Source organism: Peijinzhouia sedimentorum, from assembly GCF_049340005.1.
Taxonomy (GTDB): domain Bacteria; phylum Bacteroidota; class Bacteroidia; order Cytophagales; family Cyclobacteriaceae; genus CAXBDP01.
Genome location: NZ_JBMPIY010000001.1, coordinates 617,540 through 642,683 on the forward strand (window position 1 = coordinate 617,540; position 25,144 = coordinate 642,683).

Annotated in this window: 26 protein-coding genes; 17 read left to right on the forward strand and 9 right to left on the reverse strand. The window is 37.4% G+C overall.

What is annotated here, in order from left to right; genetic code table 11:
- Positions 1 to 53: 53 nt before the first annotated feature.
- From ACOXY8_RS02725 to ACOXY8_RS02750, 6 genes are all read left to right on the forward strand, one after another.
- On the forward strand, positions 54 to 461 hold the full coding sequence (locus tag ACOXY8_RS02725; RefSeq protein WP_458330024.1) for a RidA family protein: 408 nt from the start codon (positions 54 to 56) through the stop codon (positions 459 to 461).
- A gap of 26 nt (positions 462 to 487) precedes the next feature.
- The gene (locus ACOXY8_RS02730) at positions 488 to 1,420 is read left to right on the forward strand and encodes an NAD-dependent epimerase/dehydratase family protein (protein WP_458330025.1); all 933 of its coding nucleotides are present in this window, start codon (positions 488 to 490) and stop codon (positions 1,418 to 1,420) included.
- A gap of 9 nt (positions 1,421 to 1,429) precedes the next feature.
- A complete protein-coding gene (locus tag ACOXY8_RS02735) occupies positions 1,430 to 2,065 on the forward strand; it encodes a DUF2306 domain-containing protein (protein ID WP_458330026.1) in 636 nt (211 codons plus the stop codon).
- 56 nt (positions 2,066 to 2,121) lie between these two features.
- Positions 2,122 to 2,913 (forward strand): sterol desaturase family protein, encoded by a 792-nt coding sequence (locus ACOXY8_RS02740; RefSeq protein ID WP_458330027.1) that lies wholly within the window; start codon positions 2,122 to 2,124, stop codon positions 2,911 to 2,913.
- A 166-nt stretch (positions 2,914 to 3,079) separates the two neighbouring features.
- On the forward strand, positions 3,080 to 5,239 hold the full coding sequence (locus ACOXY8_RS02745) for an ATP-binding protein (protein WP_458330028.1): 2,160 nt from the start codon (positions 3,080 to 3,082) through the stop codon (positions 5,237 to 5,239).
- Between the two features lie 12 nt (positions 5,240 to 5,251).
- Entirely contained in the window at positions 5,252 to 6,289 is a 1,038-nt protein-coding gene (locus tag ACOXY8_RS02750; protein WP_458330029.1) for a zinc-dependent alcohol dehydrogenase family protein, read from the forward strand.
- A 57-nt stretch (positions 6,290 to 6,346) separates the two neighbouring features.
- On the opposite strand, the gene nqrE is transcribed toward ACOXY8_RS02750, so the two are convergent.
- From nqrE to ACOXY8_RS02795, 9 genes are all read right to left on the reverse strand, one after another.
- Positions 6,347 to 6,958 carry an NADH:ubiquinone reductase (Na(+)-transporting) subunit E gene (gene nqrE / locus ACOXY8_RS02755; RefSeq protein ID WP_458330030.1) on the reverse strand — a complete coding sequence of 204 codons (612 nt, stop codon included), beginning with the start codon at positions 6,956 to 6,958 and terminating at the stop codon, positions 6,347 to 6,349.
- Positions 6,959 to 6,969: 11 nt separating this feature from the next.
- On the reverse strand, positions 6,970 to 7,635 hold the full coding sequence (locus tag ACOXY8_RS02760) for an NADH:ubiquinone reductase (Na(+)-transporting) subunit D (protein ID WP_458330031.1): 666 nt from the start codon (positions 7,633 to 7,635) through the stop codon (positions 6,970 to 6,972).
- An 11-nt stretch (positions 7,636 to 7,646) separates the two neighbouring features.
- Positions 7,647 to 8,420: an NADH:ubiquinone reductase (Na(+)-transporting) subunit C gene (gene nqrC / locus ACOXY8_RS02765; RefSeq protein ID WP_458330032.1), complete on the reverse strand. Its 774-nt coding sequence runs from the start codon at positions 8,418 to 8,420 to the stop codon at positions 7,647 to 7,649.
- Entirely contained in the window at positions 8,407 to 9,609 is a 1,203-nt protein-coding gene (locus ACOXY8_RS02770) for an NADH:ubiquinone reductase (Na(+)-transporting) subunit B (protein WP_458330033.1), read from the reverse strand. The genes nqrC and ACOXY8_RS02770 overlap by 14 nt, the downstream gene beginning before the upstream one ends.
- 7 nt (positions 9,610 to 9,616) lie before the next feature.
- On the reverse strand, positions 9,617 to 10,981 hold the full coding sequence (locus ACOXY8_RS02775; RefSeq protein ID WP_458330034.1) for a Na(+)-translocating NADH-quinone reductase subunit A: 1,365 nt from the start codon (positions 10,979 to 10,981) through the stop codon (positions 9,617 to 9,619).
- 150 nt (positions 10,982 to 11,131) lie between these two features.
- Positions 11,132 to 12,028, reverse strand: coding sequence for a 4-hydroxy-3-methylbut-2-enyl diphosphate reductase (locus ACOXY8_RS02780; RefSeq protein ID WP_458330035.1), 897 nt, complete (start codon positions 12,026 to 12,028; stop codon positions 11,132 to 11,134).
- A 10-nt stretch (positions 12,029 to 12,038) separates the two neighbouring features.
- A complete protein-coding gene (cmk, locus tag ACOXY8_RS02785; protein ID WP_458330036.1) occupies positions 12,039 to 12,734 on the reverse strand; it encodes a (d)CMP kinase in 696 nt (231 codons plus the stop codon).
- 102 nt (positions 12,735 to 12,836) lie between these two features.
- On the reverse strand, positions 12,837 to 13,523 hold the full coding sequence (locus ACOXY8_RS02790) for a phosphoadenylyl-sulfate reductase (RefSeq protein WP_458330037.1): 687 nt from the start codon (positions 13,521 to 13,523) through the stop codon (positions 12,837 to 12,839).
- Position 13,524: 1 nt separating this feature from the next.
- Complete coding sequence (locus ACOXY8_RS02795; protein WP_458330038.1) at positions 13,525 to 13,755, reverse strand: DUF2061 domain-containing protein; 231 nt, start codon at positions 13,753 to 13,755, stop codon at positions 13,525 to 13,527.
- Positions 13,756 to 13,936: 181 nt separating this feature from the next.
- Here ACOXY8_RS02795 and ACOXY8_RS02800 point away from each other — a divergent pair, with 181 nt between their 5' ends.
- The 11 genes from ACOXY8_RS02800 to ACOXY8_RS02850 all read left to right on the forward strand — a co-directional run bounded on the left by ACOXY8_RS02800 (position 13,937) and on the right by ACOXY8_RS02850 (position 25,135).
- Complete coding sequence (locus ACOXY8_RS02800) at positions 13,937 to 14,374, forward strand: RrF2 family transcriptional regulator (protein WP_458330039.1); 438 nt, start codon at positions 13,937 to 13,939, stop codon at positions 14,372 to 14,374.
- Positions 14,375 to 14,546: 172 nt separating this feature from the next.
- Positions 14,547 to 15,443 carry a sulfate adenylyltransferase subunit CysD gene (cysD, locus tag ACOXY8_RS02805; RefSeq protein ID WP_458330040.1) on the forward strand — a complete coding sequence of 299 codons (897 nt, stop codon included), beginning with the start codon at positions 14,547 to 14,549 and terminating at the stop codon, positions 15,441 to 15,443.
- A 16-nt stretch (positions 15,444 to 15,459) separates the two neighbouring features.
- Complete coding sequence (locus ACOXY8_RS02810) at positions 15,460 to 16,707, forward strand: sulfate adenylyltransferase subunit 1 (protein WP_458330041.1); 1,248 nt, start codon at positions 15,460 to 15,462, stop codon at positions 16,705 to 16,707.
- Positions 16,708 to 18,783, forward strand: a complete 2,076-nt coding sequence (locus tag ACOXY8_RS02815) for a nitrite reductase (protein WP_458330042.1) — start codon at positions 16,708 to 16,710, stop codon at positions 18,781 to 18,783.
- A complete protein-coding gene (gene cobA / locus ACOXY8_RS02820; protein ID WP_458330043.1) occupies positions 18,770 to 19,537 on the forward strand; it encodes a uroporphyrinogen-III C-methyltransferase in 768 nt (255 codons plus the stop codon). Before ACOXY8_RS02815 ends, cobA begins: the two co-directional genes overlap by 14 nt.
- Positions 19,534 to 20,100, forward strand: a complete 567-nt coding sequence (locus ACOXY8_RS02825; protein WP_458330044.1) for a precorrin-2 dehydrogenase/sirohydrochlorin ferrochelatase family protein — start codon at positions 19,534 to 19,536, stop codon at positions 20,098 to 20,100. Before cobA ends, ACOXY8_RS02825 begins: the two co-directional genes overlap by 4 nt.
- An 84-nt stretch (positions 20,101 to 20,184) precedes the next feature.
- On the forward strand, positions 20,185 to 21,804 hold the full coding sequence (ade, locus tag ACOXY8_RS02830; RefSeq protein ID WP_458330045.1) for an adenine deaminase: 1,620 nt from the start codon (positions 20,185 to 20,187) through the stop codon (positions 21,802 to 21,804).
- Between the two features lie 72 nt (positions 21,805 to 21,876).
- Positions 21,877 to 22,563 carry a VIT1/CCC1 transporter family protein gene (locus tag ACOXY8_RS02835; protein ID WP_458330046.1) on the forward strand — a complete coding sequence of 229 codons (687 nt, stop codon included), beginning with the start codon at positions 21,877 to 21,879 and terminating at the stop codon, positions 22,561 to 22,563.
- A gap of 159 nt (positions 22,564 to 22,722) precedes the next feature.
- A complete protein-coding gene (locus tag ACOXY8_RS02840) occupies positions 22,723 to 24,198 on the forward strand; it encodes a potassium/proton antiporter (protein WP_458330047.1) in 1,476 nt (491 codons plus the stop codon).
- A gap of 141 nt (positions 24,199 to 24,339) precedes the next feature.
- The gene (locus ACOXY8_RS02845; protein WP_458330048.1) at positions 24,340 to 24,549 is read left to right on the forward strand and encodes an alkylphosphonate utilization protein; all 210 of its coding nucleotides are present in this window, start codon (positions 24,340 to 24,342) and stop codon (positions 24,547 to 24,549) included.
- Between the two features lie 52 nt (positions 24,550 to 24,601).
- Positions 24,602 to 25,135, forward strand: a complete 534-nt coding sequence (locus ACOXY8_RS02850; RefSeq protein WP_458330049.1) for a DUF922 domain-containing protein — start codon at positions 24,602 to 24,604, stop codon at positions 25,133 to 25,135.
- Positions 25,136 to 25,144: the final 9 nt, after the last annotated feature.

Here is a 25,144-nt window from a genome sequence, read left to right on the forward strand (position 1 = left end):
AAAATTTACGCTAGAACATATTGAAAGAGTATTCCAAACAAATCAACAATACAATGGGCCAAACTAACCGAAACACTCCTGTTTATTTTAACCTTAGACCAGAACTTGAGAAAGCGTATGGCTATACGCATGCGGTAAAAGTAGGCAATAGCATCAAAATATCTGGTGCGGTGAGCATGGATGATGAAGGAAACCCACTAGCTGTTGGAGACATCCTTCAACAAATGAAAAATTGTTATGCTGATTTAGAAAAGGTGCTTTCTCACTACGGCTGTACTTTCGACGATGTAATAGTTGAAAATGTATTCACTACCGATATGCCGGCTTTTTTAGAAAATGCAGTATACAGAAACTCAATCTACACCAAGAGATTTCCCACGGGATCTTGGATGGAAGTAAAAAGTTTAGTGATGCCCGAATTTTTAATTGAGATTGAATTAGAAGTACATGACCCTAAATAAAAATAAACAAAACCCTAAAAAAATATATGATAACAGTAGGTATTATAGGTGGCTCTGGGTTTATCGGAAGCTACAATACAAAGAAATTTTTAGAGAATGGATTTAAAGTAAAAGTCTCTACCACAGACACTTCCAAAAAAGAGAAATATGCTCACTTGAAGAAATTACCAAATAATGAGAATCTGGAAATTGTTGGTTTAAATGTACAAAACCAAGCTGAGCTTGAGTCATTTTTAAAAGGATGTCAAATTGTAATTCATGGTGGCACACCTTTCCAACTTGCTGTAAATGATCCAAAAACAGAATTATTTGACCCGACTGTAAAAGGTACTGAAAACTTCTTGAAGGCCATTCAAAAAACTTTAGGAATAAAGAAGGTGGTAATTATTGCTTCTGTAGGCGCCTTCAATACCGATTTCCCTATGCCAGTAGGAAATAAAAAACCGAGCGAAATTTTTAATGAAAATGACCAACCATACTTTAATGAAGCTAGTCACCCTTATGCTCAAGCAAAGTTTCTTGCTCAGCGAGCAGTAGAAAAATTCATTGATTCTCAACCAAATCTAGTTTTTGAAATTGTCACAGTTTCGCCTGTAATGGTTATTGGCAAATCACTTTCAAACAGAGAAGATTCAACTTCTACTGGCTTACAGTTTTTATTAAAGAATAAAATTGCTCCGGATCCATTCATGCAAAGTCTATATGATAATGATGTTGAATTTGCCATGGTAGATGTGGAAGATGTAGCGGGAGGAATCTATGTAGCTGCAACTAAAGAAGGATTGCATGGTAAAAACTACCTCCTAAGCAGTGAAAGCTACCCTGTTTCGGATATTACATTGATGCTTAATAATAGTGAACCCTCCCGCCCTGCTAGAATCGCTTATTCCAATAGTTTGGCAAAAAAGGACCTAGGGATAGAGTTTCAATCTGCTAGAATTTCTTTGAGTAAATATTAACAATCTGCTATGGTTAATAAACAACTTTCATTAATGCCTAACTCATGGCACTCTTGGTTGAGACTAGCCTTTTGGATATTCTTGATTCTCTTTGCGGGCAAATTTATCATTAATGATGCCTTGCCCTACTTTGGCCTTAGTGAAAATGTTTTTGGAAGGTTTTGGGTAATGAAATGGCCACTCATTGGACACATCACTGGAGGTTTGGTTGCTTTAATAGTAGGCCCTTTTCAGTTTTGGACTGATTTCCGAAGAAAGTACCTAAACATGCACATAGTAATGGGAATAGCCTATATCACAGGAATTATGGTTGGAACCATAAGTTCTATTGCTCTTGCATTAACAACAGGGTTGGCAATTCACTGGACATGGAGCTTATCCTTAATAGGTTTGGCTTTTGCCTGGTTTACTACTACCGGAATGGCCTTCAGGTTTATACTACTTAGGCGCATTAAACTACACAAAGAATGGATGATTAGAAGCTATGTTGTGACTTTTGCTTTTGTACTCTTCCGCTGGCTTACCAGTCAGCCATTCTATAATGAATTTGGTTCATCTCAAGAAACTGGTTCAACAGCTATATGGCTTTCTTGGGTCATCCCATTATTTTTTACTGAGGTGATTTTACAATGGAATAAAAAGTAAGCCATTCATCGAAAAACGAGGTGTAAATCAATTCAATTTGAGCTCATTTTAAAAAAATGGATAAATTAGAGTACCTTCTTTCAATCGACCTCAATTACCTTGTAATAGGTATCATTGTAATATTATTTACTTTGGAGCAAATTCTATCTACTCAATTTCCCTTCAGTGGTAGAGGAAGGCATTTTTGGCATAATTTCCTATTCCAGATACTTTTTATAACAATCAATATTTTCTGGGCTACCCTCACTGTTTTCATTATCGAATGGCTCAATCAAAATGAGATTGGATTATTTTTCATGATTGAATTACCTCTATGGGTTAAGCTAATTTTAGGTCTCTTAATCCTAGATTTTGCTGCTTATTGCTTTCATAGATTATCACACCTTGTTCCTTTAATCTGGCGCTTCCACCGCGTGCATCATAGCGACACCAAAATGGATTCCTCTACCTACTTCCGATCGCATCCGATGGAAATATTGTTATGGTTTGGCACGGCAACTATTATAGCTTGCAGCCTATTTGGTTTGGATTTACTGATTGTAGGTTTTTACCTTTTAGTACTTACGCCATTTCAGGTTATTGCGCACTCCAATCTCCGTTTTCCCACTTGGATGGATCGCACCTTTGGCTTAATATTTACAACCCCCAATTTACACAAGCTTCATCATGATAAGGATCAGAAATATACGGATTCAAACTATGCAGACATCTTCATTTTGTGGGATAGAATTTTTGGCACTTTTAAATACAAACCTGTGGAGAAAGTAAATTTAGGACTTGACGAATTTGATAATGACAAAAAGCAGACATTTTGGTTTTTGATAAGAAGTCCATTTATAAAGGATTAATTATCTGAATATTCTGAGGATAAAATTTTCTCAATTTTAACCACTCATTGATGGACAATCTGAACATTAAAAACCCTTGATTATAGCTTTAAAAATTCACAAAAATTGGCTCATGATGGAAAGCAATAAAATTCATTATTACATATTATTTATATAATTTTAGAATATGAAAAACTCCGTAATCTGGCTAATAGCAACCATTCTTTTCCTTTTTGGAAAGGCAGGTTTTAGTCAAGACTTTTCTTCCCCAATTAAGGTCAAATCACTCAATGAAACCACACAAATTTCGCTATCAGAAGCAGGTGCTTGGCAATATCAGCCAGTGGATGGATTTGATTGGGACAAGGAAGGAAGTTGGAGACCAATCGATATACGCTTAGCCAAAGATCAATTACCATCTGATTGGAATGGTGTTACGAAATTCCAAACATTTCTCGAAATAGACCCAAGTCTTTATGGCAAAGAAGTAAGTATTTACGGTAAAATAAGAGGCGCTGCCGAAATATATATAAATGGTGAATTAATTGGGAAAGCTGGTGAAATCGGACAAAACCAGCGGGAGGAAAAAGCTGTAGGCAAAATACCATTCATAGTATTTAAATTAGCAGAACAGGCTATACAAAAGATAGAAATTAGGTATACGAATTTTGCAGCTGAAAAATACTGGGGCATTTCACATTCAGGATTAGATTTGTCAATAGCATTGCCATCAACAGCTGGAGAGTTAATAATTGCAGATGGTGAGGAATTTCAAGCCGAAATCAGCCGATATCATTTCATATTTGGATTTATGGTTGCTTTGGGTCTATTGCACCTTATTCTATTTGGATTTTATCCGATTGAAATTGCTAATTTAACATGTGCTATTTTCTTCTTTTGCCTATCAGGTATCTTTCTAAGCGGCATATTCTTCAGACCAGCTGTAGCCCCGGAAGAGCTTTCCGGACTACTGCTTTGGAAGGGCGTATTTCATATTTTAGCTGCCGTTGTCCTACAGTTTTTTATCTATCAGATCATGGACAAGAAGTTCAATTGGCTCCCCTATTTGAACTTGGTTGTAGGTCTGGTTGTACTTGTTATTACCATTCAAGATCCAGTTGCCAACAGCAGTATTAGCTATTTCTTTTTCATGTTGACGATGACTATCGGCTTAATTCTACTAATCAATGCTAGGATAGTTCACAATATGAAAGGGACTAATATCATCTTTATTTGCTTCGTAGTTTCATTCATCTTGGTATTCCCAGGCTTATTAAAAGCCACATTTGGATTATCAGTATTATGGTCGGACAAGCTGTTTTTCATGAATTTCGCTACCATTACAGCGGCAGCAGGATATTCATTTTACCTTGCTCGTGGTGTTTCCATTACCAATCGCCAACTAAGCGAAAAACTAAGGGAAAACATGAGGTTAACCCAAGGAAAGTTGAAAGCGGAAAAAGAAAAACAACATCTTATAGAGAAACAAAAGGAACTATTGGAACAGGAAGTTGCTGATCGTACTATAGAGTTACGCAATTCTCTTGCAACACTTAAAAAGGCCCAAGCCCAACTTATCCAACAGGAAAAACTGGCATCATTGGGTGAATTGACTTCAGGTATTGCACATGAAATTCAAAACCCAGTAAACTTTATCAATAATTTTTCGGAGTTAAGTATTGAGCTCATTGATGAATTGAAAGAGGAGAATGAAAAGAATGCGGAATCGAGAGATGAAGAAATGATCAACGATATCTTATCCGACCTTCAAAGTAATCTGGATATCATCACCAAGCATGGAAAACGTGCTGATGCGATTGTAAAAGGTATGCTGGCTCATAGTAGCGCAGGAAAGGGAGAAAAACAGCAAATAAACTTAAATACTTTAGTAGAAGAGTATTTAAAACTCTCACTGCATGCAATGGCTTCCCACGACAAAGATTTTAGAGACAATTATCAGATCAATTTCGATTCTGAGCTGCCTAAGGTAAAAGTAGTACCACAGGATATTGGAAGGGTAATGCTCAACCTTATCAATAACGCCTTTTATGTTGTGAATGAGCAAGCTAAATCTGCTGGATCCGATTACAAACCTTTAGTGACAATAGAAACCAAACATATTAATGGTTCCGTAAATATTTCGGTCACAGACAATGGAAATGGTATCCCTCTTAAAATACGGGATAAAATATTGCAGCCATTCTTTACCACCAAACCAACCGGTGAAGGCACAGGCTTAGGCTTGAGTTTAAGCTATGATATTGTAAAAGCTCATGATGGAGATTTAAGCTTTGATAGCGAAGAAGGTGTAGGCACTACCTTTAGAGTGATTTTACCAATATCCTAAGCTAAACAATAAATGAGAGCAGCATATTATACTCAATTTCAAGGCTCAGTAACTATAGAAAATCTACCTGACCCTACGCCAACGGAGGGATCAGTAATCATAAAAGTAGGAGCTACAGGTATGTGTCGTAGCGACTGGCATGGATGGATGGGACATGATTCTGACATCAACCTTCCGCATGTCCCTGGTCATGAATTCGCAGGTACTATTATAGAAATTGATAAGCGTGTAAAAGGCTTTAAAATTGGTGATAGAGTAACTGTACCTTTTGTTGGTGGTTGTGGCCGCTGTCCACAATGTACTTCTGGTAATCAGCAAGTTTGTGATTATCAGTTTCAGCCTGGTTTTACTCATTGGGGGTCGTTCGCAGAATATGTAAATATTCAGTATGCTGAAACCAATCTGGTTCACTTGCCGGATGAAATAGGTTTTGAGGAAGCTGCTAGCTTGGGATGTAGATTCATTACATCATTTAGAGCTGTAGTACAGCAAGGAAAACTAATGCCCGGCCAATGGCTTGCTGTTCATGGCTGCGGGGGTGTTGGATTATCTGCTATTATGATTGCCAAAGCTTTAGGAGCTCAAGTAATCGCTATAGATATTGATAGGGACAAATTACTCATCGCAAAGGAGCTTGGTGCTGAGTATGTGGTAAATGGATTAGAAACCCATGTGATTGATGCTGTGAAGAGCATAAGCAAAGGTGGAGTAGATGTGTCTATTGATGCTTTGGGAAGCAAGCAAACTTGCTTCAATTCCATTGCCAATTTGCGCAAAAGAGGAAAGCATATTCAAGTAGGTTTGATGGCTGGTGAAGATTACCTCCCGCCTATTCCAATGCACTTGGTGGTAGCAAATGAACTAGAAATTATTGGTAGCCATGGAATGGCAGCCCACGCCTACCCTCCAATGATGGAAATGATCAAAAGAGGACTTTTGGATATCGACAAACTAATCTATGAGACCATTAACCTAGGTGAAGGAGCTGAATTATTACCCTTTATGAATTCCTTTCATGGAAATGGCATTAAGGTAATTAACGAATTTTGATCCAATAAAAAAGCCTTCCCAAATTGAGAAGGCTTTCAAAATATTGTGAAGTTTCACTTAAAGACTAATTCCCATAAATGACATAAATGCCATTCCCATTAGTCCGGTTATAAACATTGTAATACCTAATCCTTTAAGTCCATCTGGCACATGTGAGTACTTTAATTTTTCACGAATTGCAGCTAAAGCAATAATGGCTAAGAAGAAACCAAAGCCTGATCCAAATCCAAAAACTGTTGCCTCACTGATCGTATAATCTCTCTGTACCATAAATAAGCTACCACCCAAAATTGCGCAGTTTACTGCAATAAGCGGGAGGAAAATACCTAGAGAGCCATAAAGACTTGGAGAGAATTTCTCGATTACCATTTCCACTAATTGCACCATTGCAGCAATAAATGCAATAAACATGATAAAACGAAGGAAGGACAAATCAATAGTTGCGAAGCTTTCGCCCAACCATGCTAAGGCGCCTTCTTTCAGTACATATTCTTGTAAGAACCAGTTTGCAGGTACAGTAATCGTTAAAACGAATGTTACTGCTAAACCCAACCCAAAGGCCGTGCTTACTTTTTTCGATACAGCTAAGAAAGAACACATGCCTAAGAAATAGGCAAGAACCATGTTCTCGATAAAGATCGCTTTTATTCCTATGCTTATTAAATCCATTAGTCTAGAGTTTAATGTTCTACGTAACCAGTTTTTGTTCTTTGTACCCAAATAATTAGGCCAAGGATTATAAATGCTCCAACAGGTGTTACCATCAAGCCGTTAGTTGGAAATGAAGATAATCCTACAGCTTCGAATACTTTGAAACCGAAGATTGCACCCGAGCCAAGCAATTCTCTAAAGAAGGCTACAGCAAGGATAATCCAAGAATAACCCAAAGCACTTCCTAGTGCATCTAGTACAGAGTCATAAGGCTTGTTTCCTAATGCGTATGCTTCTAAGCGACCCATCACTATACAGTTGGTGATAATCAAACCAACGAATACCGAAAGGCTCTTATACATATCAAATGCATAAGCTTTTAGCAATTCGTTAACAAGGGTTACTAGCGTTGCAATTACAGCAAGCTGTACAATAATTCTAACACGAGCTGGAATTAGATTTCTCAATACAGAAATAGTGAAACTAGACATCACCATTACAAATATTACCGAAATCGCCATTACAAGGGTTGGATGCAATTGGGTAGTTACTGCCAATGCCGAACATATTCCCAATACTTGAATGGTGATTGGGTTGTCGTCAGAAAGAGGATCGGTTACAATCTTCTTCCTTCTTTTCGACAATAAGCCTTCTGCTACTTTTTCAACAGGTTTATCAAGAGTTTCTGCGCTCATAGTTCTCTATTTTATTTGGCAAGCACTGCCATGCTTCCGTTTTGTTTCACATTTTTTTCGAAGTAATTCTGATAATAACCTACATAGTTTCTCATCATATCATTAACTCCATTAGCGGTGATTGTAGCTCCAGACATGCCATCAACCTTATGTGGGCCAAGCTTGGACTCATCATTGTTCTCACCTTTTACCATAACTACAGATACAAGTTCTCCATTTTCATAAAGCTTTTTACCTTGGTATCTTTCTTGAACTTCACCTTCGGTAATTCTTGCACCCAAACCTGGAGTTTCACCTGCGTGAGCGAATTTCACACCTTTGATTGTTTCCAAATCGGTATCTATTGCTAAATATCCCCAGATAGCATCCCATAATCCAGCACCAAAAAGCGGGAGGATATATGCTTGAACCGCATCAGGATTACCTTCATCGTGAAATTTGAATACTGGAAACAAGCGATTTTCAGGAGCTAATTTATAGTTTTTGTTGATATCAACATTCTCCGCTACAACAGGTGCTCCATCTTGAGTTTCCACAATATCACCTGCTAAGTTTGTAACTACAGAGGTGATGCTGCTTTCATATTTCGCTAATATCTGATTAGCATCCATTGCTTCTAGCTCTTCAGCAGGAAGGACTGCACCTAATATTTGTTTTTTGGTGTCAAGCTCTTCAGACTTTTTCTGTGGTTCCTTCAATACTTGAGAAACCCCTGATAATAATCCGCCAATCACAACTGTCATGATCACGGAAAATATAATGATATAAGCGTTAGACTGTCGCACGTTTTAGCCTCCTTTTTTTATTTCCTTCTACAATGTAAAAATCGATAAGTGGTGCAAATACATTCATAAATAGAATGGCAAGCATAATTCCTTCAGGATATGCAGGATTGAATACTCTAATAATTACAGTTAATGCACCAATCAACAATCCGTAAATCCATTTACCTGTCTCGGTTTGTGTAGCAGATACTGGATCTGTTGCCATAAATACAGCACCAAATGCCAAACCACCCATTACCAAATGATACTCAGGTGGCATTGCCATGTACTCATTAACGCTTAATAAGTTGCATATCCAACCCATCACATAAGCTCCACCAAATACACTCACTATAATTTTCCAGCTGCCAACACCTGTTGCAACTAGTATTACACCACCAATCAAGGCCCAAAAAGTAGAAGTTTCACCAATTGAGCCTGGAATGTATCCAAAGAACATATTGCTGAAACTAAAGAAATCTGCACCTAAGACATTATTGGTACTGGCCAGCGCTGTCGTGACCGATCCAATATCTTCAACTGTAGTTTGGTAAGCTACTGCAAGGGCAGTTGCTCCAGAATAACCTTCTACAGGAGCTGCATCGGCCAAAACTGTCCAAACTTCACCTGAAATCTGACTTGGGTAAGCAAAGTATAAAAACGCTCTTGCTGTCAAGGCAACGTTTAAGATATTCATCCCTGTACCACCAAACACTTCCTTTGCAATAATCACTGCAAAGATGGTCGCTAAAGCAACTTGCCATAATGGAATTGTTGCAGGCATAATCAATGGAATAAGCATTCCCGAAACAAGGAAGCCTTCATTTACATCGTGTCTTCTAATAGTAGCAAATGTAAATTCAACCGAAAGTCCTGTAGCATAGCTAACTGCAACAATTGGTAGAACATACTTGGCACCAAATAAAATTTTCTGAATGAAATCTGCTTCTACACCTGTTGCCAAAAAGTGCATATGACCTGTGTTCCACATTCCAAAGATCAAACATGGAATCATGGCGATGATCACAGTCATCATCATTCGTTTCAAATCCACGGCATCCCTTATCTGAACACCTTTTGCAGATGTAGTATCTTTTGGTGCGAATAATAGGGTTTCGTGCGCCTCATAGATGTAAAAGTACTTTTCGTACTTCCCACCTTTTTCGAATAGAGGCCTCTTCTTTTCTAAGAAATCTAGTAAAAATTTCATATCGAAATTAGCTGTTTTGTATTAAGTCCAAACCTTCACGTATAATATTTTGAACATCGTGTTTGGACACATCCACAAATTCACACAATGCCAAATCCTCTTCTATCACTTCATAAATACCTAATTGCTCCATTCCATCAAAATCTTCAGCCATAATTGACTTAATTAGATGAACCGGCAAAATATCCATTGGAGTAACTCTTTCGAAAACACCACTTTGCACAAATGCTCTATGTTGGCCGTGCATATTGGTATCTAAAACATACTCTTTCTTAGGCTGCAAGAAAGATAACAAGCCAAATGCTCTTGAGAAACTCAATTTATTTGGACTAGGTAAAATCCAACCCAAGAACTCATGATAATCTCCCTCTGGGATTACCGTAACTTGGTGATGATAATAACCTAAATATCCATCCTTATTTATTTTCTCGCCTGTAAGAACATTTCCAGAAATTACTCTTACATGATCAGTCTTAAGGTTATTTGCAATTAACTTGTTCACACAAGCTCCAGTTCTCAAATTATAATATTGAGGTTCCTTTACTTCTGAGCCAGTAAGAGCAACAATGCGGGAGGAATCATATTGTCCTTCCACAAATAATTTACCTATTTGGATAACACCATAAGGATGAACAGTCCAAATCAAATCTCCCTTATTAATCGGATCTAAATGGTGGATTTGAACTCCAACATTTCCAACTGGGTGTGGACCTGTGAATTTGTTTATTTCCACTCCTTCAGCTTTTGAAAGCACCGATGCAGCAGCTCCATTTGCATGTAGATTCACATGCACTTTTCCTTGGCTGAATTTCTTCAACACATCAATACCCACTTGAAAATACTGCTCTTGATCTTTGAAAATAAATTCATAATCCGGAGCAAGAGGATGGGAATCAAAACCAGAAATGAAAATAGCTTTTGGAGAATCTTCAGGATTAGCAATAATACCAAATGGGCGCTGGATTATATTTGGCCAAACACCACTTTTCAACATCAATTCCTTTGCTCCTTCTACACTCATACTTTTGATCTGAGAGTCGGAATGCTTTGGAAATGATTCAAATTCGATATTTTTGTCTGCTAGAATCTTAACTTCAAGTATTTTTCGCTTCTCTCCTCTTATCACATCAACGATTTCACCGCTTACTGGAGAAACGTGCATGACACTATCCATTTTCTTGTCGAAAAACACTGGTGTTCCAGCTTTGACATTCGAACCAACTTCTACAAGTAGTTTCGGACGCTTAATTCCTACAAAGTCGGTTGGCTTCAATGCATACGTTTCGGGTTGGACTGTAGAAGCTATCTTCTTTTCAGCCTTTCCAACGAGGTTGATGTCAAAGCCCTTTTTTAGATTGATGGTCCTAGACATAGGGTTATTTCAAAATTGATTTATATTCATTTTTAGGCGTCGCAAAATTAATAATTTTTCCTTCAAAAGAAATTCTTATTCGTATTGATGGCCTTTAAAAATGGCTTTTGATTAGTGATATTAACAGTATCAACAGTAACAAGCTACTTTTCAACTTGTTGTCAATTCTAGATTTAAATTTTTTACATGGTCGGCAACTTGCTCCATCAACCACATAGGTGTAGAGGTAGCTCCGCATATTCCCACACGCTTCATTCCGTGCAGCCAAGAAGGATCAAGCTCCTCTTCGCTTTCAATAAAATAGCTGTTTGGGTTTTGAGAAAGGCACACATTATATAGTGCTTTTCCATTCGAGCTTTTCTTTCCACTTACGAATAAGATCACATCATTTTCTTGTGAGAATCTATGCAATTGTGGTTCGCGATTTGACACCTGTCGACAAATGCTATCATTAGAGTTAAACTCAACCATTTCTAAACTGCTATTAGCATTTTGGATTCTCTGCTCAATCAACTCTCGTATTTTATAAAATCCTTGAGTACTTTTAGTTGTTTGGCTAAATAGAGTTACTGGCTTGGTAAAATCTATCTTATCCAAATCTTCCTCAGTAGTTACAATTATTGCTTGTTTATCTGTTTGTCCACTCAGGCCAATTACTTCTGCATGACCTTTCTGTCCGTAGATTACAATTTGCCCTTCTGCTTGTTTCATTTTATCCCAAGCATTCTTCACTCTGTTTTGCAGTTTCAATACCACTGGGCATGAAGCATCTACAAGCTCTATATTATTCTTAAGTGCAGTCTGATACGTTTCTGGTGGTTCACCATGTGCTCTAATCAATACTTTGCAGTCATGAAGCTCCTCCAATTCCTCCCGCCCAATTACACGCAAGCCTTTGGCATTAAGTCGCTTTACCTCCATATCGTTATGCACTATATCACCTAAGCAATAAAGCACTCCATTTCCATCCATCTCATCCTCAGCCATTTGGATTGCGAATTCTACTCCAAAACAATAACCTGAGTTTTTATCAATTACAACTTCCATTTTACTGCCTTTAAATGTTGGACAAATCTTTATTAATTATGTCCGTGGCCATCATAGTTACCTTATGTACCTGTTCCTCAAAGGTAAGGTTTGTAGTGTCTAATTCGATAGCATCATCAGCCTTTTTTAGTGGAGACACATCTCTTGTAGTATCAATCTGATCTCTTTTTTGAAGGTTCGATATGATTTCATCCAAAGGAATCAAATGTCCTTTTTCTAACAGTTCCTTTTGCCTACGTTCGGCACGGATTCCGACATCGGCAAGCATAAAAACTTTCAATTCAGCTTCTGGAAATACAACTGTTCCAATATCCCTTCCATCCATTACCACACCTTTATTTTTTCCCCATTTGCGCTGTAATGCTACCATCGCACGGCGCACTTCCGAAATGGCACTCACCTGACTTACTTTCTCAGATATTTGCATTTCTCTTATCTGCTGTTCAACATTTAAACCATTCAAATAGGTTTCCTGTTGGCCATTTTTCGGATTTATTTTGAACTCAACATCTATCTCGCTGATTGCCTTGCTAATAGCTTTATCGTCGGTGAGACTAATATGGTGCTGAGAAAAATATAATGTAACCGCCCGATACATGGCGCCAGAATCAATGTAGATATATTGGAGGGAATGGGCTACTGCTTTGGCCGTGCTACTTTTGCCGCAACCTGAGTAACCATCTATGGCTATGGTGATTTTCCTCATATTTGCCCTATTGGCAGTAATTTTATGTGGCAAATATAGGCGAATAATATTTAAGTGATAAAGGCAGGAGGTTTATGTTCTTCTTCCTTTAATGAAAAGTTATCAACTGTGCAAACCACACTCCTTTTTACTATTTTCCCACCACCAGCGTCCATCTCTAAAATCCTCATTTTCCATGACTGCACGTGTACATGGCTGGCAACCTATACTGGGAAATCCCTTTTTATGTAATGTGTTAATTGGGATATTATTATCATCAACTACTTGGTTGAGTTCTTCCCAAGTAAGATTTAACAGCGGATGATACTTTATGATATTATTATGCTCATCATATTCTAATTGAGAAAGACCATTCCTGCTGGCTGATTGCTCCGCACGCAAACCAGTAACCCAGAGTTTTCTTCCTTTAATGGCTTGTTGCAATGGGTCTATTTTGCGTATTCTACAGCATTCTTTACGATCTTCAACTGAGTCATAGAAAGAATTAGGACCCTTCTTTTCAACCATTGCTTGAATCTTACCTTGATTTGGAAAAAAAGGTGTGATGGGTAATTTATAGCGAATGAGTGTTCGACTCCACACATCATAAGTCTCCGGAAATAGCCTTCCTGTATCCAATGTAAAAATTGAGACAGGATGTTCCATCTTAGATATCAAATAGGTAATATACTGATCTTCAATACCAAAAGAAGTACTAAATACCATATCCCGACCAAATTGGTTATGAAGTTTATCCAAATTATCTTTTGGATTATCTGTAAGTATTGATTGTAATTGACTTAAATCCATACTACATCTCTATTTTGTTCCAAACTCGCTCATGTAGGTAGTAAAGCAATATCTTGGTTAGCACTTCGATGGAGCCAATTGAAAATGCCATTACAAGCTCTCCTGTTACTATATATGAAATTACAATCGTATCTATTGTACCAACAATCCTCCAGGAGACAGCCTTTACAGCTGATTTTAAGCTTCTGTCTCCTTGTCTTACTTGCTTATTCCGTATTAACTGATCTATCATAACAATTAATTTTTTGCAAATATATTTATTCCTATCAAATTGGTAGTATTAATATGAATTAATTTTCAAATTAGTCATTTAGCCGCTTGCTTCTACTCAATAGTGGATTGAACAAGCTCATATCGTTGTTCAATTAAATTCTGTCATACATTCGTATATTTGAGGATAAGCACCCAAGGTTATGATCTCAAAGAAATGTAAATATGCCATAAAGGCCGTATTGTATATTGCTCGAAAGTCTGAAGAAAATCGCCCTCCTTTCGCCGCAGAAATTGCGGAAAATGAACATATTCCCTTAAAATTTTTAGAAACAATTTTGAGAGAGTTGAAGAATAATCGCATCCTGCTTAGCAAAAGAGGAAAAATGGGTGGTTATGTTCTTCTAAAGAAGCCAGAAGAAATCAAGCTTATGGAAATCATTCGAATAATGGATGGTCCTATTGCACTATCACCATGTGTTTCTCTAAATTATTATTCCCCTTGCGACGATTGCAATGAAGCTACTTGTATGATCAAAAAGGTTTTCGAACAAGTAAGAGATGTGACTTTAGAGGTATTAGGAGGCAGCGATATTAAAATGATGGTAGATAAAGAAAAAGAACTTCGACAAGCAAAATAACCAGCTGTAGCCAAGCCACTACCAATCCTAACAATCCTATTTGTAACCTACGGCCATTAGAAGCATTATTTTAATCTTATTCATACTATTTCTATAGACTTTATTGTTTTTATAGATTTTCGTTATTTCCTTTGCTTCCTCAAGTAATTATTCAATCTACAATAAATTGAAAATGACTAATCAATTATTGAACACTCTGGAAGAAGAAGCTATTTACATTATGAGAGAGGTAATAGGGCAGTTTCAAAATCCAGCTCTACTATTTTCAGGAGGGAAAGATTCCATTACATTGGTTCATTTGGCGAAAAAAGCATTTACTCCTGCTTCATTTCCATTCCCATTGCTTCATATAGATACAGGTCATAATTTCCCCGAAACAATACAATTCAGAGATTGGCTTGCAAATGAAGTCAATGCAAAGCTGATTGTTAGATATGTGCAAGATAATATTGATGCCGGTAAGGTAAAAGAAGAAAGCGGGAGGTATGCATCTCGAAATGTACTACAAACAGCTACCCTGTTAGATGCAATTGAAGAGTTCAAATTTGACGCTTGTATTGGAGGTGCTAGACGCGACGAAGAAAAAGCCAGAGCTAAAGAGCGGATATTTTCAGTACGTGATGATTTTGGGCAATGGAATGAAAAACTTCAAAGACCTGAGTTATTTGATATACTCAATGGCAAAATAAATCACGGTGAAAATGTACGTGTATTTCCCATTAGCAACTGGACAGAAATAGACGTTTGGAATTACATAAAACAAGAGAATTTAGCAATTCCTTCAATTTATCATTCGCATGTACGGGAGGTTTTTTATAGAGACGGACTACTCACTCCCATTTCAGAATTTACCCAACCTCAACCAAGTGATAAAGTATTCACAGCCTCTGTTCGCTTTCGTACCGTTGGCGATATGACTTGTACCGCTGCGGTCTTATCTGATGCAGAAGAACTAGATGAAATAATCAATGAAATAAGCCATTCAAATATTTCAGAAAGAGGTGCTCGAATTGATGACAAACGAAGCGAAGGCGCAATGGAAGAAAGAAAAAAGGTTGGCTATTTCTAATTAATCAGCGTAAAAAATGGATATACTAAAAATTGTAACAGCAGGTAGTGTCGATGATGGCAAAAGCACATTAATTGGTCAATTACTTTATGTCACTAATTCGCTGAAAGAAGACCAGCTTGAGAATATAAAGGCTAAGAGCAATGCAAAAGGCTATGATTATATAGATTTATCACTTGCTACTGATGGATTGCTCACCGAAAGAGAGCAAGGAATTACTATAGATGTTTCCAATATCTATTTCTCAAGTGAACATAGGCGTTACGTCATTGCCGATTCTCCAGGTCATATAGAATATACTAGAAATATGGTGACTGGAGCCAGCAATGCGGATGTAGCAATAATCCTGATCGATGCTCGCAAAGGTGTAATTGAGCAAACAAGGAGACATTACTTTATCACACAATTACTAGGGATAAGGCATATTGTTATTACCATCAATAAAATGGACTTAGTAGACTTTGATGAGACAGTTTACAATACTATTAAAACAAACTTTGAACAACTCAACGCAGGAAACTCACTATCAAAAACCAACCATTACTTCCTTCCAATATCAGCATTAAGTGGTGAGAACATCCTTACCAATTCCGAGAAATTAGATTGGTATATAGGGCCAAGTCTTTTACCTCTTTTGGAAACCATCCAATTGGCAAAGAATTCATCCCAAAGCGCTGCATTACAGGTGCAAAATATTATTCGGCCTAAAACACATCAATTACATGACTATAGAGGAATCTCAGGAAAAGTAAAAAGTGGCCATTTCCATTTAGGAGATCAAGTGCAAATTTCACCATCAGGTAGAAGCAGCATTATCCAATCAATTGAAAAATACGGTCATCCTATTAGTGAACTGAAGGAAGGTGAAAATGGGACGATCCTGCTAAAAGACGATTTAGACATAAATAGAGGTGATAGCATTTTCATACCTGACAATTCTTTACAAGAAATAAAATCTTTAGAAGCGACCATTTGCTGGATGCAAAATGACACAATTAGAAATGGACAAAAGTACTGGCTTCAGCAAGGATCCAATCGAGTATTGGCAAAGGTTCAAAAAGTTTCTTCCCGATTCAATACCAACTTATTTGAGAGTGAAGCAAGTGATTCGTTAGGATTGAATGACATTGGTGAAGTCGAGCTAATACTCAACAAACCGCTACTTGCACTGCCATACATAGTCAATAAGGCTTTAGGAGCATTCATATTGATCGATCAGAATAGTAATAACACCGCAGGCGTAGGCTTTATAAAGGAAAATTAAATGCAAAGTTTTAGAACTGAATTAGAAGATCCCATAGTACAAAAAGACATACTAGACCTTGAACAAAAAATCTATGCTTATAAGAATGGAAGTTTGGATGAGGATAGGTTTAGAAGTCTAAGATTAGCACGTGGAGTATATGGGCAAAGGCAAACAGGCGTTCAAATGGTTCGAATCAAAATTCCATTTGGTAAAATTTCAGCCAAGCAACTAATTCGCATAGCAGAAGTTGCGGATCAATATTCAAATGGAAATTTACACATCACCACCCGCCAAGATATTCAAATACATCATGTAAGCTTGGATGATACACCTCAATTATGGGCAGAACTAGAAAAGGATAAAATTACCTTAAGAGAAGCCTGTGGTAATACCGTTCGAAATATTACTGCTTCGATATTTTCAGGAATTGATAAGAAAGAGGCATTTGATGCGACACCTTATGCTCAGGTATTATTCGAATATTTACTGAGGAATCCCATATGCCAAGAAATGGGTAGAAAATTTAAAATTGCCTTTGCGTCAAGCACCAAAGATGATGCTTTCACATTTGTGCATGACCTTGGATTTATTCCAAAAATGCAGGAGGATATTCGTGGCTTTAAAGTTCTTTTAGGTGGAGGAATCGGTTCCCAACCTAACCATGCAAATGTGGTTCAAGAATTTTTACCAACTGATCAGCTCATACCCTTTACTGAAGCAGTAATTAGAGTATTCGACAAATACGGAGAAAGGGATCGTAGAAATAAGGCAAGACTTAAGTTTCTCATCAACGAAATTGGACTAGATGAATTTTTGATTCTGGCGGAAAAGGAAAAAAAATCACTTCCCTATCTAAAATTCCCCATCATACCAAATGAGCAGGTTATTACCATTCCTGCCATTTATCAATCAACGCCACCAACATCTATCAAACATGAATACGATCGTTGGCTACTCGTTAATGTGTTTGAGCAAAAGCAGAAAGGGCTATATTCTGTGGGAATTCAAATTGATAGAGGAGATATTTCATCTGAATTGGCAAGAAAATTAGCCCTAATAATAGAAAAATATACAGGTGACGATACCAGACTTAGTATTGGGCAGAGCATATTGCTAAGGCATATTCCAAATGAAAATTTGCCACAATTATTCGAGGAACTTCATCACTTGAATTTGGCCAATCCTGGCTTTCACAAAATCAATGATATTGTAGCTTGTCCCGGTACCGACACATGTAATTTGGGAATTGCAAGTAGTATGGGACTAGCCAAAGAATTACAAAAAGTAATTGAAGCCGAATTTTCCGAATTAATCCTTGAAGAAGAAATATCAATTAAGATAAGTGGCTGTATGAATGCTTGTGGCCAACATACAATTGCAAACATAGGATTCCAAGGAATGACAATAAAGGCAGGAAATAAAGTGGCTCCAGCTACTCAAATTCTATTAGGCGGCGGCCCCCTTGGCGATGGCAATGGAAGGTTTGCTGAAAAACTCTTAAAAGTCCCTTCAAAACGAAGTCCTGAAGTCCTAAGATGGATCCTCAATGACTTCTATATGCAACGTACTCCAAATGAGACATTCCTTCAATATTATGATCGATTTGGCGCCGATTACTTCTACCAGAATCTAAAGCATTGGTCAGATGTGAATGAATTGACTGATACCGATTTTGTTGATTGGGGAAATACAGAAAAGTACGAAAAGGCAATTGGTATTGGAGAATGTGCTGGAGTAGCTATAGACTTAGTAGCAACCTTAATTTTTGAGGCCGAAGACAAGCTGTTTCTTGCGCAAGAATGCTTGGATAAAAATGCATTTGCAGATAGCATTTACCAAAGTTACTCAGCTCAAACCCATGCTGCTAAAGCTTTGCTGACAAGCACAAATGCCAAGACAAACTCTCATGCGCTTATTCACCAAAATTTCGACATTGAGTTTGCTGATTTCAAAAATGAATTTGGCAATAACTTCGAAATATTGATCTCAGCAATAAATGAAAATACGCCCTCAAAAGCATTTGCTCTACAATACCTTACACAAGCCAAAAGCATTATTCAATGGATCAAAAATTACAGGAATGCGCAAAAATGAAACTGGAAAACTCACGCTAGTTGGGGCAGGTCCAGGCGATCCCGAGTTGCTCACACTGAAAGGGCATAAAGCTATCAGTCAAGCTGACATCATACTGTACGATGCTTTGATACCTATCGAACTCCTAAATATCAATCCTATTTCAAAGAATATATTTGTTGGAAAACGAAGAGGCATTCAACAATATGCCCAAAATGAAATAAATGAGTTAATTATAAATTACGCACTTTTAGGACTCAATGTAGTACGGCTCAAAGGAGGTGATCCAATGGTTTTCGGTAGAGCACATGAAGAAATATTAACTGCGATCGAGCACGGAATTGAATGTAATGTCATTCCGGGCATCTCATCTTACGCAGGCATTGCGGCTTATCACAGGATTCCCATCACAAAAAGAGCCCAGCATGAAAGTTTTTGGGTTTTAACAGCCTGTACATCACAGAAGCAACTTTCCGATGATATTGCTCTTGCGGCACAATCTAGCGCTACCATCATCATATTAATGGGTATGGCATTTTTACCAAAGATTATTGATCTTTTTAGCAAGTATAAGAAGGCTGATTTCCCCATAGCAGTAATCCAAAATGGCACTACTCAGCATGCAAAAAGTGTTTATGGAACACTCCAAAATATCGAAGAATTAGTCAAAAACAACAATATTACAAATCCTGCAAATATCATCATCGGTGAGGCAGTTCTTGACAAAATAACCTCCCGCCATTTGGTAAGAAGGTCTGAGTTTGAAACAGCATGAATCAATTATATCCAATTTTCTTGAAAACAGAAGCACTTTCAATACTTGTAGTTGGAGGAGGAAATGTGGCATTAGAAAAACTCTATTTTCTATTCAAAAACAGCCCTAATGCTAATGTACTACTCATTTCAGAAAATATAAAAGAAGAGATTCTCTCACTAAAATCTAATTATCAAATCACCTTTGTTTATGACCGTTACCATCCAAAGTACTTGAATGGGCACCACATTGTAATTGCTACTACCAATGAACCCGAAACCAATAAACTAATTCATAGTCATTGTAGATCTAGGAATCTTTTAATAAATGTGGCTGATTGCCCACCACTTTGTGATTTCTATATGGGTGGCATTGTGAGTAAAGGAAATTTAAAAATTGGTATTTCCACAAATGGCAAATCTCCTACCCTAGCAAAAAGGCTCAAAGAGCTTTTGCAGGAAGTACTTCCGGAGGAAATAGACGACTTGCTAATCAATATGCACACCTACCGTAAAACACTCTCTTTAAGTTTTGAAGAAAAGGTAGCTCACTTGAATGAGCTCACAAAAAAATTCATCCAGTAGACAATTTATAGTCAAGCACCAATTACAACCTTTTGAAAAGCACAATGCCGTTTGTAATATTGAAAACAAATAAAACAAATGGTCATGCAAATAGAAGGTCAGATAATAGATATAGAAGCAAAGAGAATTTACCCTGGAGTAATCTACATTGATAAAGGCAAGATTAAAAGGATAGAAGAGCGGGAGGTTGAAAATAAGCAATACATATTACCTGGTTTTATCGATGCACACGTACATGTGGAAAGCTCCATGTTGGTGCCTTCTGAATTTGCTCGTTTAGCAGTTGTTCACGGTACAGTAGCCACCGTTTCCGACCCACACGAAATCGGCAATGTACTAGGCGTGGCAGGGGTCAACTATATGATAGATAATGGCAAGCAAGTTCCATTTAAATTCTACTTTGGTGCACCATCCTGTGTGCCTGCTACTACTTTCGAAACTGCAGGAGCGATAATTACTGCTGAAGAAATAGATGAACTGATGGCTAGACCTGAGGTGAAATATCTCAGTGAAATGATGAATTGGCCGGGTGTGCTGTTCAAAGATGGAGATGTTTACAAAAAACTCGCAGTTGCCAAAAAGCATGGCAAACCTATTGATGGCCATGCACCTGGACTTATGGCCGAGCAAGCGCGTGACTATGCAGCTGCCGGCATTAGTACCGATCATGAGTGCTTTGCTATAGAAGAAGCTCTCGACAAATTGAAATATGGAATGCACATTGCCATCCGCGAAGGTAGTGCAGCCAAAAATTTCGAAGCCCTCTACCCTCTCCTGCACGATTACGAAGATAAAATAATGCTATGCTCTGATGACAAACATCCGGACAATCTGGTTGAAGGTCATATCAATTTGCTTGTAAAAAGAGCTATTGAAAATGGTGTGGACATGTACAAAGTATTAAAAGCGGCATGTATCAACCCTGTGAGGCATTATTCATTAGACGTAGGTTTGCTCAAGGAAGGAGATCCTGCTGATTTCATCCTTGTAGATGATTTGAAAACTTGGAAGGTAACAAGCACCTATATAAATGGGCGGGAGGTTGCAAAAGATGGCAAAACCTTGATCTCAAAAGTAAAAAATAAAATTATCAACCAGTTCAATTGTGATAAGCTTTCAGCAGCTGACTTCAAAGTTAAAGCCGAAGGTGAAGGTATTCATGTGATAGAGGCACTTGATGGCCAATTGATAACCAATGATTTGCTGCTAAGCTGCCATATTAAAGATGGATTTGCTGAATCAGATATTGAAAATGATGTCTTGAAGTTTACAGTAATAAACCGCTACCAAAAAGCAAAGCCTGCTATAGCTTTCATCCGAAACTTCGGATTGAAAAGAGGTGCAATAGCTTCTACCGTTGGCCATGATAGCCATAATATATTAGTGGTTGGTGTAGATGATGAAGCTATGGCAAAAGCAGCTAATCTGGTCATCGAAGCGAAAGGTGGAGTTTCCGCATATAATGGTCAAAGTTCACAATTAGTGCCTCTACCTGTTGCAGGACTTATGAGCGAAAAAGACGGCTATGATGTTGCCAAAGCTTATTCAGCTATCGACAAAATGGCAAAAGAAATGGGCAGCACATTGAATTCTCCTTTTATGACATTGAGCTTTATGGCATTGCTAGTTATCCCACAACTCAAGCTTAGTGACAAAGGCCTATTCGACGGCAAAACATTTAGGTTTACTTCACTTTTTGAGTAAATTGTAATGCCTTAGATGTTTTTTGAATAAGTTTATCAACTTAATATGACGTAGTAATCTAATTCAAATTAAATGCAAAATGAAAATCACTATCTAATTAGAAGCGGTTGGTTAAGAGCTGCTGTTTTAGGTGCTAATGATGGGCTGCTATCTACAGCCAGTGTGATTGTGGGCGTTGCAGCGGCAAGCGAAACGGCTGATCCCATTCTAATTGCTGGTGTTGCCAGTTTAGTAGCGGGCGCATTGTCTATGGCAGCAGGAGAATATGTATCGGTGAGTTCGCAATCGGATATTGAACATGCAGACATGGCAAGAGAAAAAATGGAGCTACAGGAAATGCCAGAAGCAGAATTGATAGAACTTGCAGAAATCTATGAAAATAGAGGACTTGACAAAACCCTCGCATTACAAGTAGCCACACAACTCACAGAACATAATGCACTTGAAGCTCATGCGAGAGACGAGTTAGGAATCAACGAAATAACTGAAGCTAAGCCCATTCAAGCGGCTTTAGCATCTGGAGCAGCATTTATATTAGGTGGTTTTATTCCTGTTTTACTAGTATTAGTAGTTCCAGTCAGTCAAATGGTGCTATTGCAATATATATGTGCCATACTCTTGCTTATGGTACTGGGAGGCGTGGCAGCCAAAGCAGGAGGCTCCAGTGTAAAAAAGGCCATCATCCGATTGAGTTTCTGGGGGACTATTGCAATGGGAATCACAGCATTAATTGGCTCATTATTTAATGTGAATGTTTAAAATCCAACCCTTCTTGATAGTATTCAAGGCAATTATATCAATAATTTTTTAATGCAATCGCAATTCATCCTCGTCATGTAATTCGTTTATTTTTATGGCTACTTATGAAAAAGTAAAAACCAGCATCGTATCTTAGAGATTTCTGTAATTATTTAATGAATGATCCTCACCACCGAAAATATCTTATTAATTGGCTCACTTTTGCTATTTGTGAGCATAATTGTAGGTAAAACTTCCTATAAATTCGGTGTACCAACTCTTTTACTTTTCCTTGCAATTGGGATGATAGCAGGCTCTGATGGGATTGGAGGAATTAGCTTTGATGATCCGAAAATCGCCCAATTCATAGGCATAGTTTCGCTCAACTTTATTCTTTTTTCTGGTGGTTTGGATACCAATTGGTCTGCAGTAAAACCTGTAATTAAAGAAGGAATTGCTTTATCGACTCTTGGGGTATTATTGACAGCAGTTGCCTTAGGCACCTTTGTTTGGCTTATTACTGATTTTACAATTTACGAGAGCTTACTTTTGGGGTCAATTGTATCATCTACAGATGCAGCAGCTGTATTTTCAATATTAAGATCAAAAAGCCTCGCTTTAAAAACCAATTTACGTCCAACGCTAGAGCTTGAAAGTGGAAGTAATGATCCTATGGCATATGTACTTACTATAGCATTCTTAAGCCTGGTTGTTAATCAAGATCAAGGACTACTTTCAATTATTCCACTCTTCTTTCAACAAATGATTTTTGGTGCTGTAGCAGGTTTTGGCTTTGGTAGACTGAGCAAAATCATCATAAATAAAATTAAGCTGGATTTTGAGGGGTTATATCCGGTGCTAGTAATTGCATTGATGTTTGTAACCTTTTCTGCTACCACATTCATTGGAGGAAATGGATTTTTAGCAATTTATATTTGCGCTGTTTACCTTGGCAACCAAGACTTAATACATAAGAAAACCATACTAAAAATGTTTGACGGTTTAGCTTGGTTAATGCAAATCGTTTTATTCCTTACTCTTGGCCTATTAGTTTTTCCTAGCAAAATTCTACCGGTAGTAGGTATTGGACTTCTCATTTCATTGTTCTTAATCTTTGCTGCACGCCCAATTGGAGTATTCTTGAGCTTGATATTCTTTAGAATGAAACTCAGAAGACGGTTCTACATTTCTTGGGTTGGTTTAAGAGGTGCAGTACCAATTGTTTTTGCAACTTATCCGCTTTTGGCTGGTATCGAAAAGGCCGAAATGATGTTTAATATAGTTTTTTTCATATCAGTAACTTCTATTTTGATACAGGGCACTACTTTAACTGTGGTTGCCAAATGGCTTCATGTGGCACTTCCTGATAAAGCGAAACCGCCATCTGGTACAGAGAAATTTTTATCTGAGCTTCCTAAAACAGAGATGAAAGAATTTGAAATTCTTCCTGATAGTTTTGCTTCAAATAAAAAAATTGTGGATTTAAGATTTCCTAAAAATGCTATTATTGCAATGATCAAAAGGGATGATAAATACTTGACTCCTACGGGATCAACAATATTAGAAGCAAATGACATCTTAATTGTATTGTCAGAAAATGAACAAGGCATAGCAGCCGTAGAGAATTGCCTTAATAATTTATCCTTGAAGGGCTAAAATTGCTTTACTGTATAAAAACAACCTAAAAATATCAATTAGGCATTTATTGTTGCTCATACAATTAATCTTGCCTTTTGGAGTAATTATAATTAACATTCGAAACATAATTCCTATTTGTATAACAACACTTCAAGAAAAATGGAAATAAAAGACAACAACGGAAATATCTTGCAAGAAGGTGATAGCGTTACATTAATTAAGGACTTGAAAGTAAAGGGCACGTCTATTACTTTGAAAAGAGGCAAAATGGTTAAAAATATAAGGCTTACAGACAACCCTGATGAAGTTGAAGCTAAGGTAGATAAAGTCCATATGGTACTCAGAATTGAATTTCTGAAAAAAGCCTAATAATCAATATTTCAGATTATTATTTTTTGATCTGTTGAACATATTTTTTTTAATGAAGCTACTTTTATTCGTTTATATTCAATCACTTATCCTCTTAAATTCGAATATCTGCCAATCTACTGAAATGATTTTTTGGCGGGAGGATTTGGAACTTAGCTGGTCAGATTTTAAAGGTGAGCCACAATTGGAAAGCCAATATGAAGCTATGACAGCATCTGGCATTGAATATGCCTACGAAGCTAATAATAGAAATGGTAAATTGACCTTTACTTTTAAAGTGAGAGCTTATTTCAACCCAAATACGTCTTGGTTGAAACCATCCTCCCGCACAAACGAACTCCTTGAGCACGAGCAAGTCCATTTTGACATTTCGGAACTTCATGCAAGAATTTTAACTAAGGCTTTTGATGAAGCAAGTTTCACGGAAAATTTTAAGAAAGAAATTGATACCATATACCAATCCGTTATTAAAAGAAGAGCTGAAATGCAGGAACTTTACGATAAGGAAACAGATCATTCTAGAAATGCGGAAAGACAAAAAGAATGGATAAAACAAGTTGAAAATCAGCTTGCTAGTTTTAGATAAATAGAAATA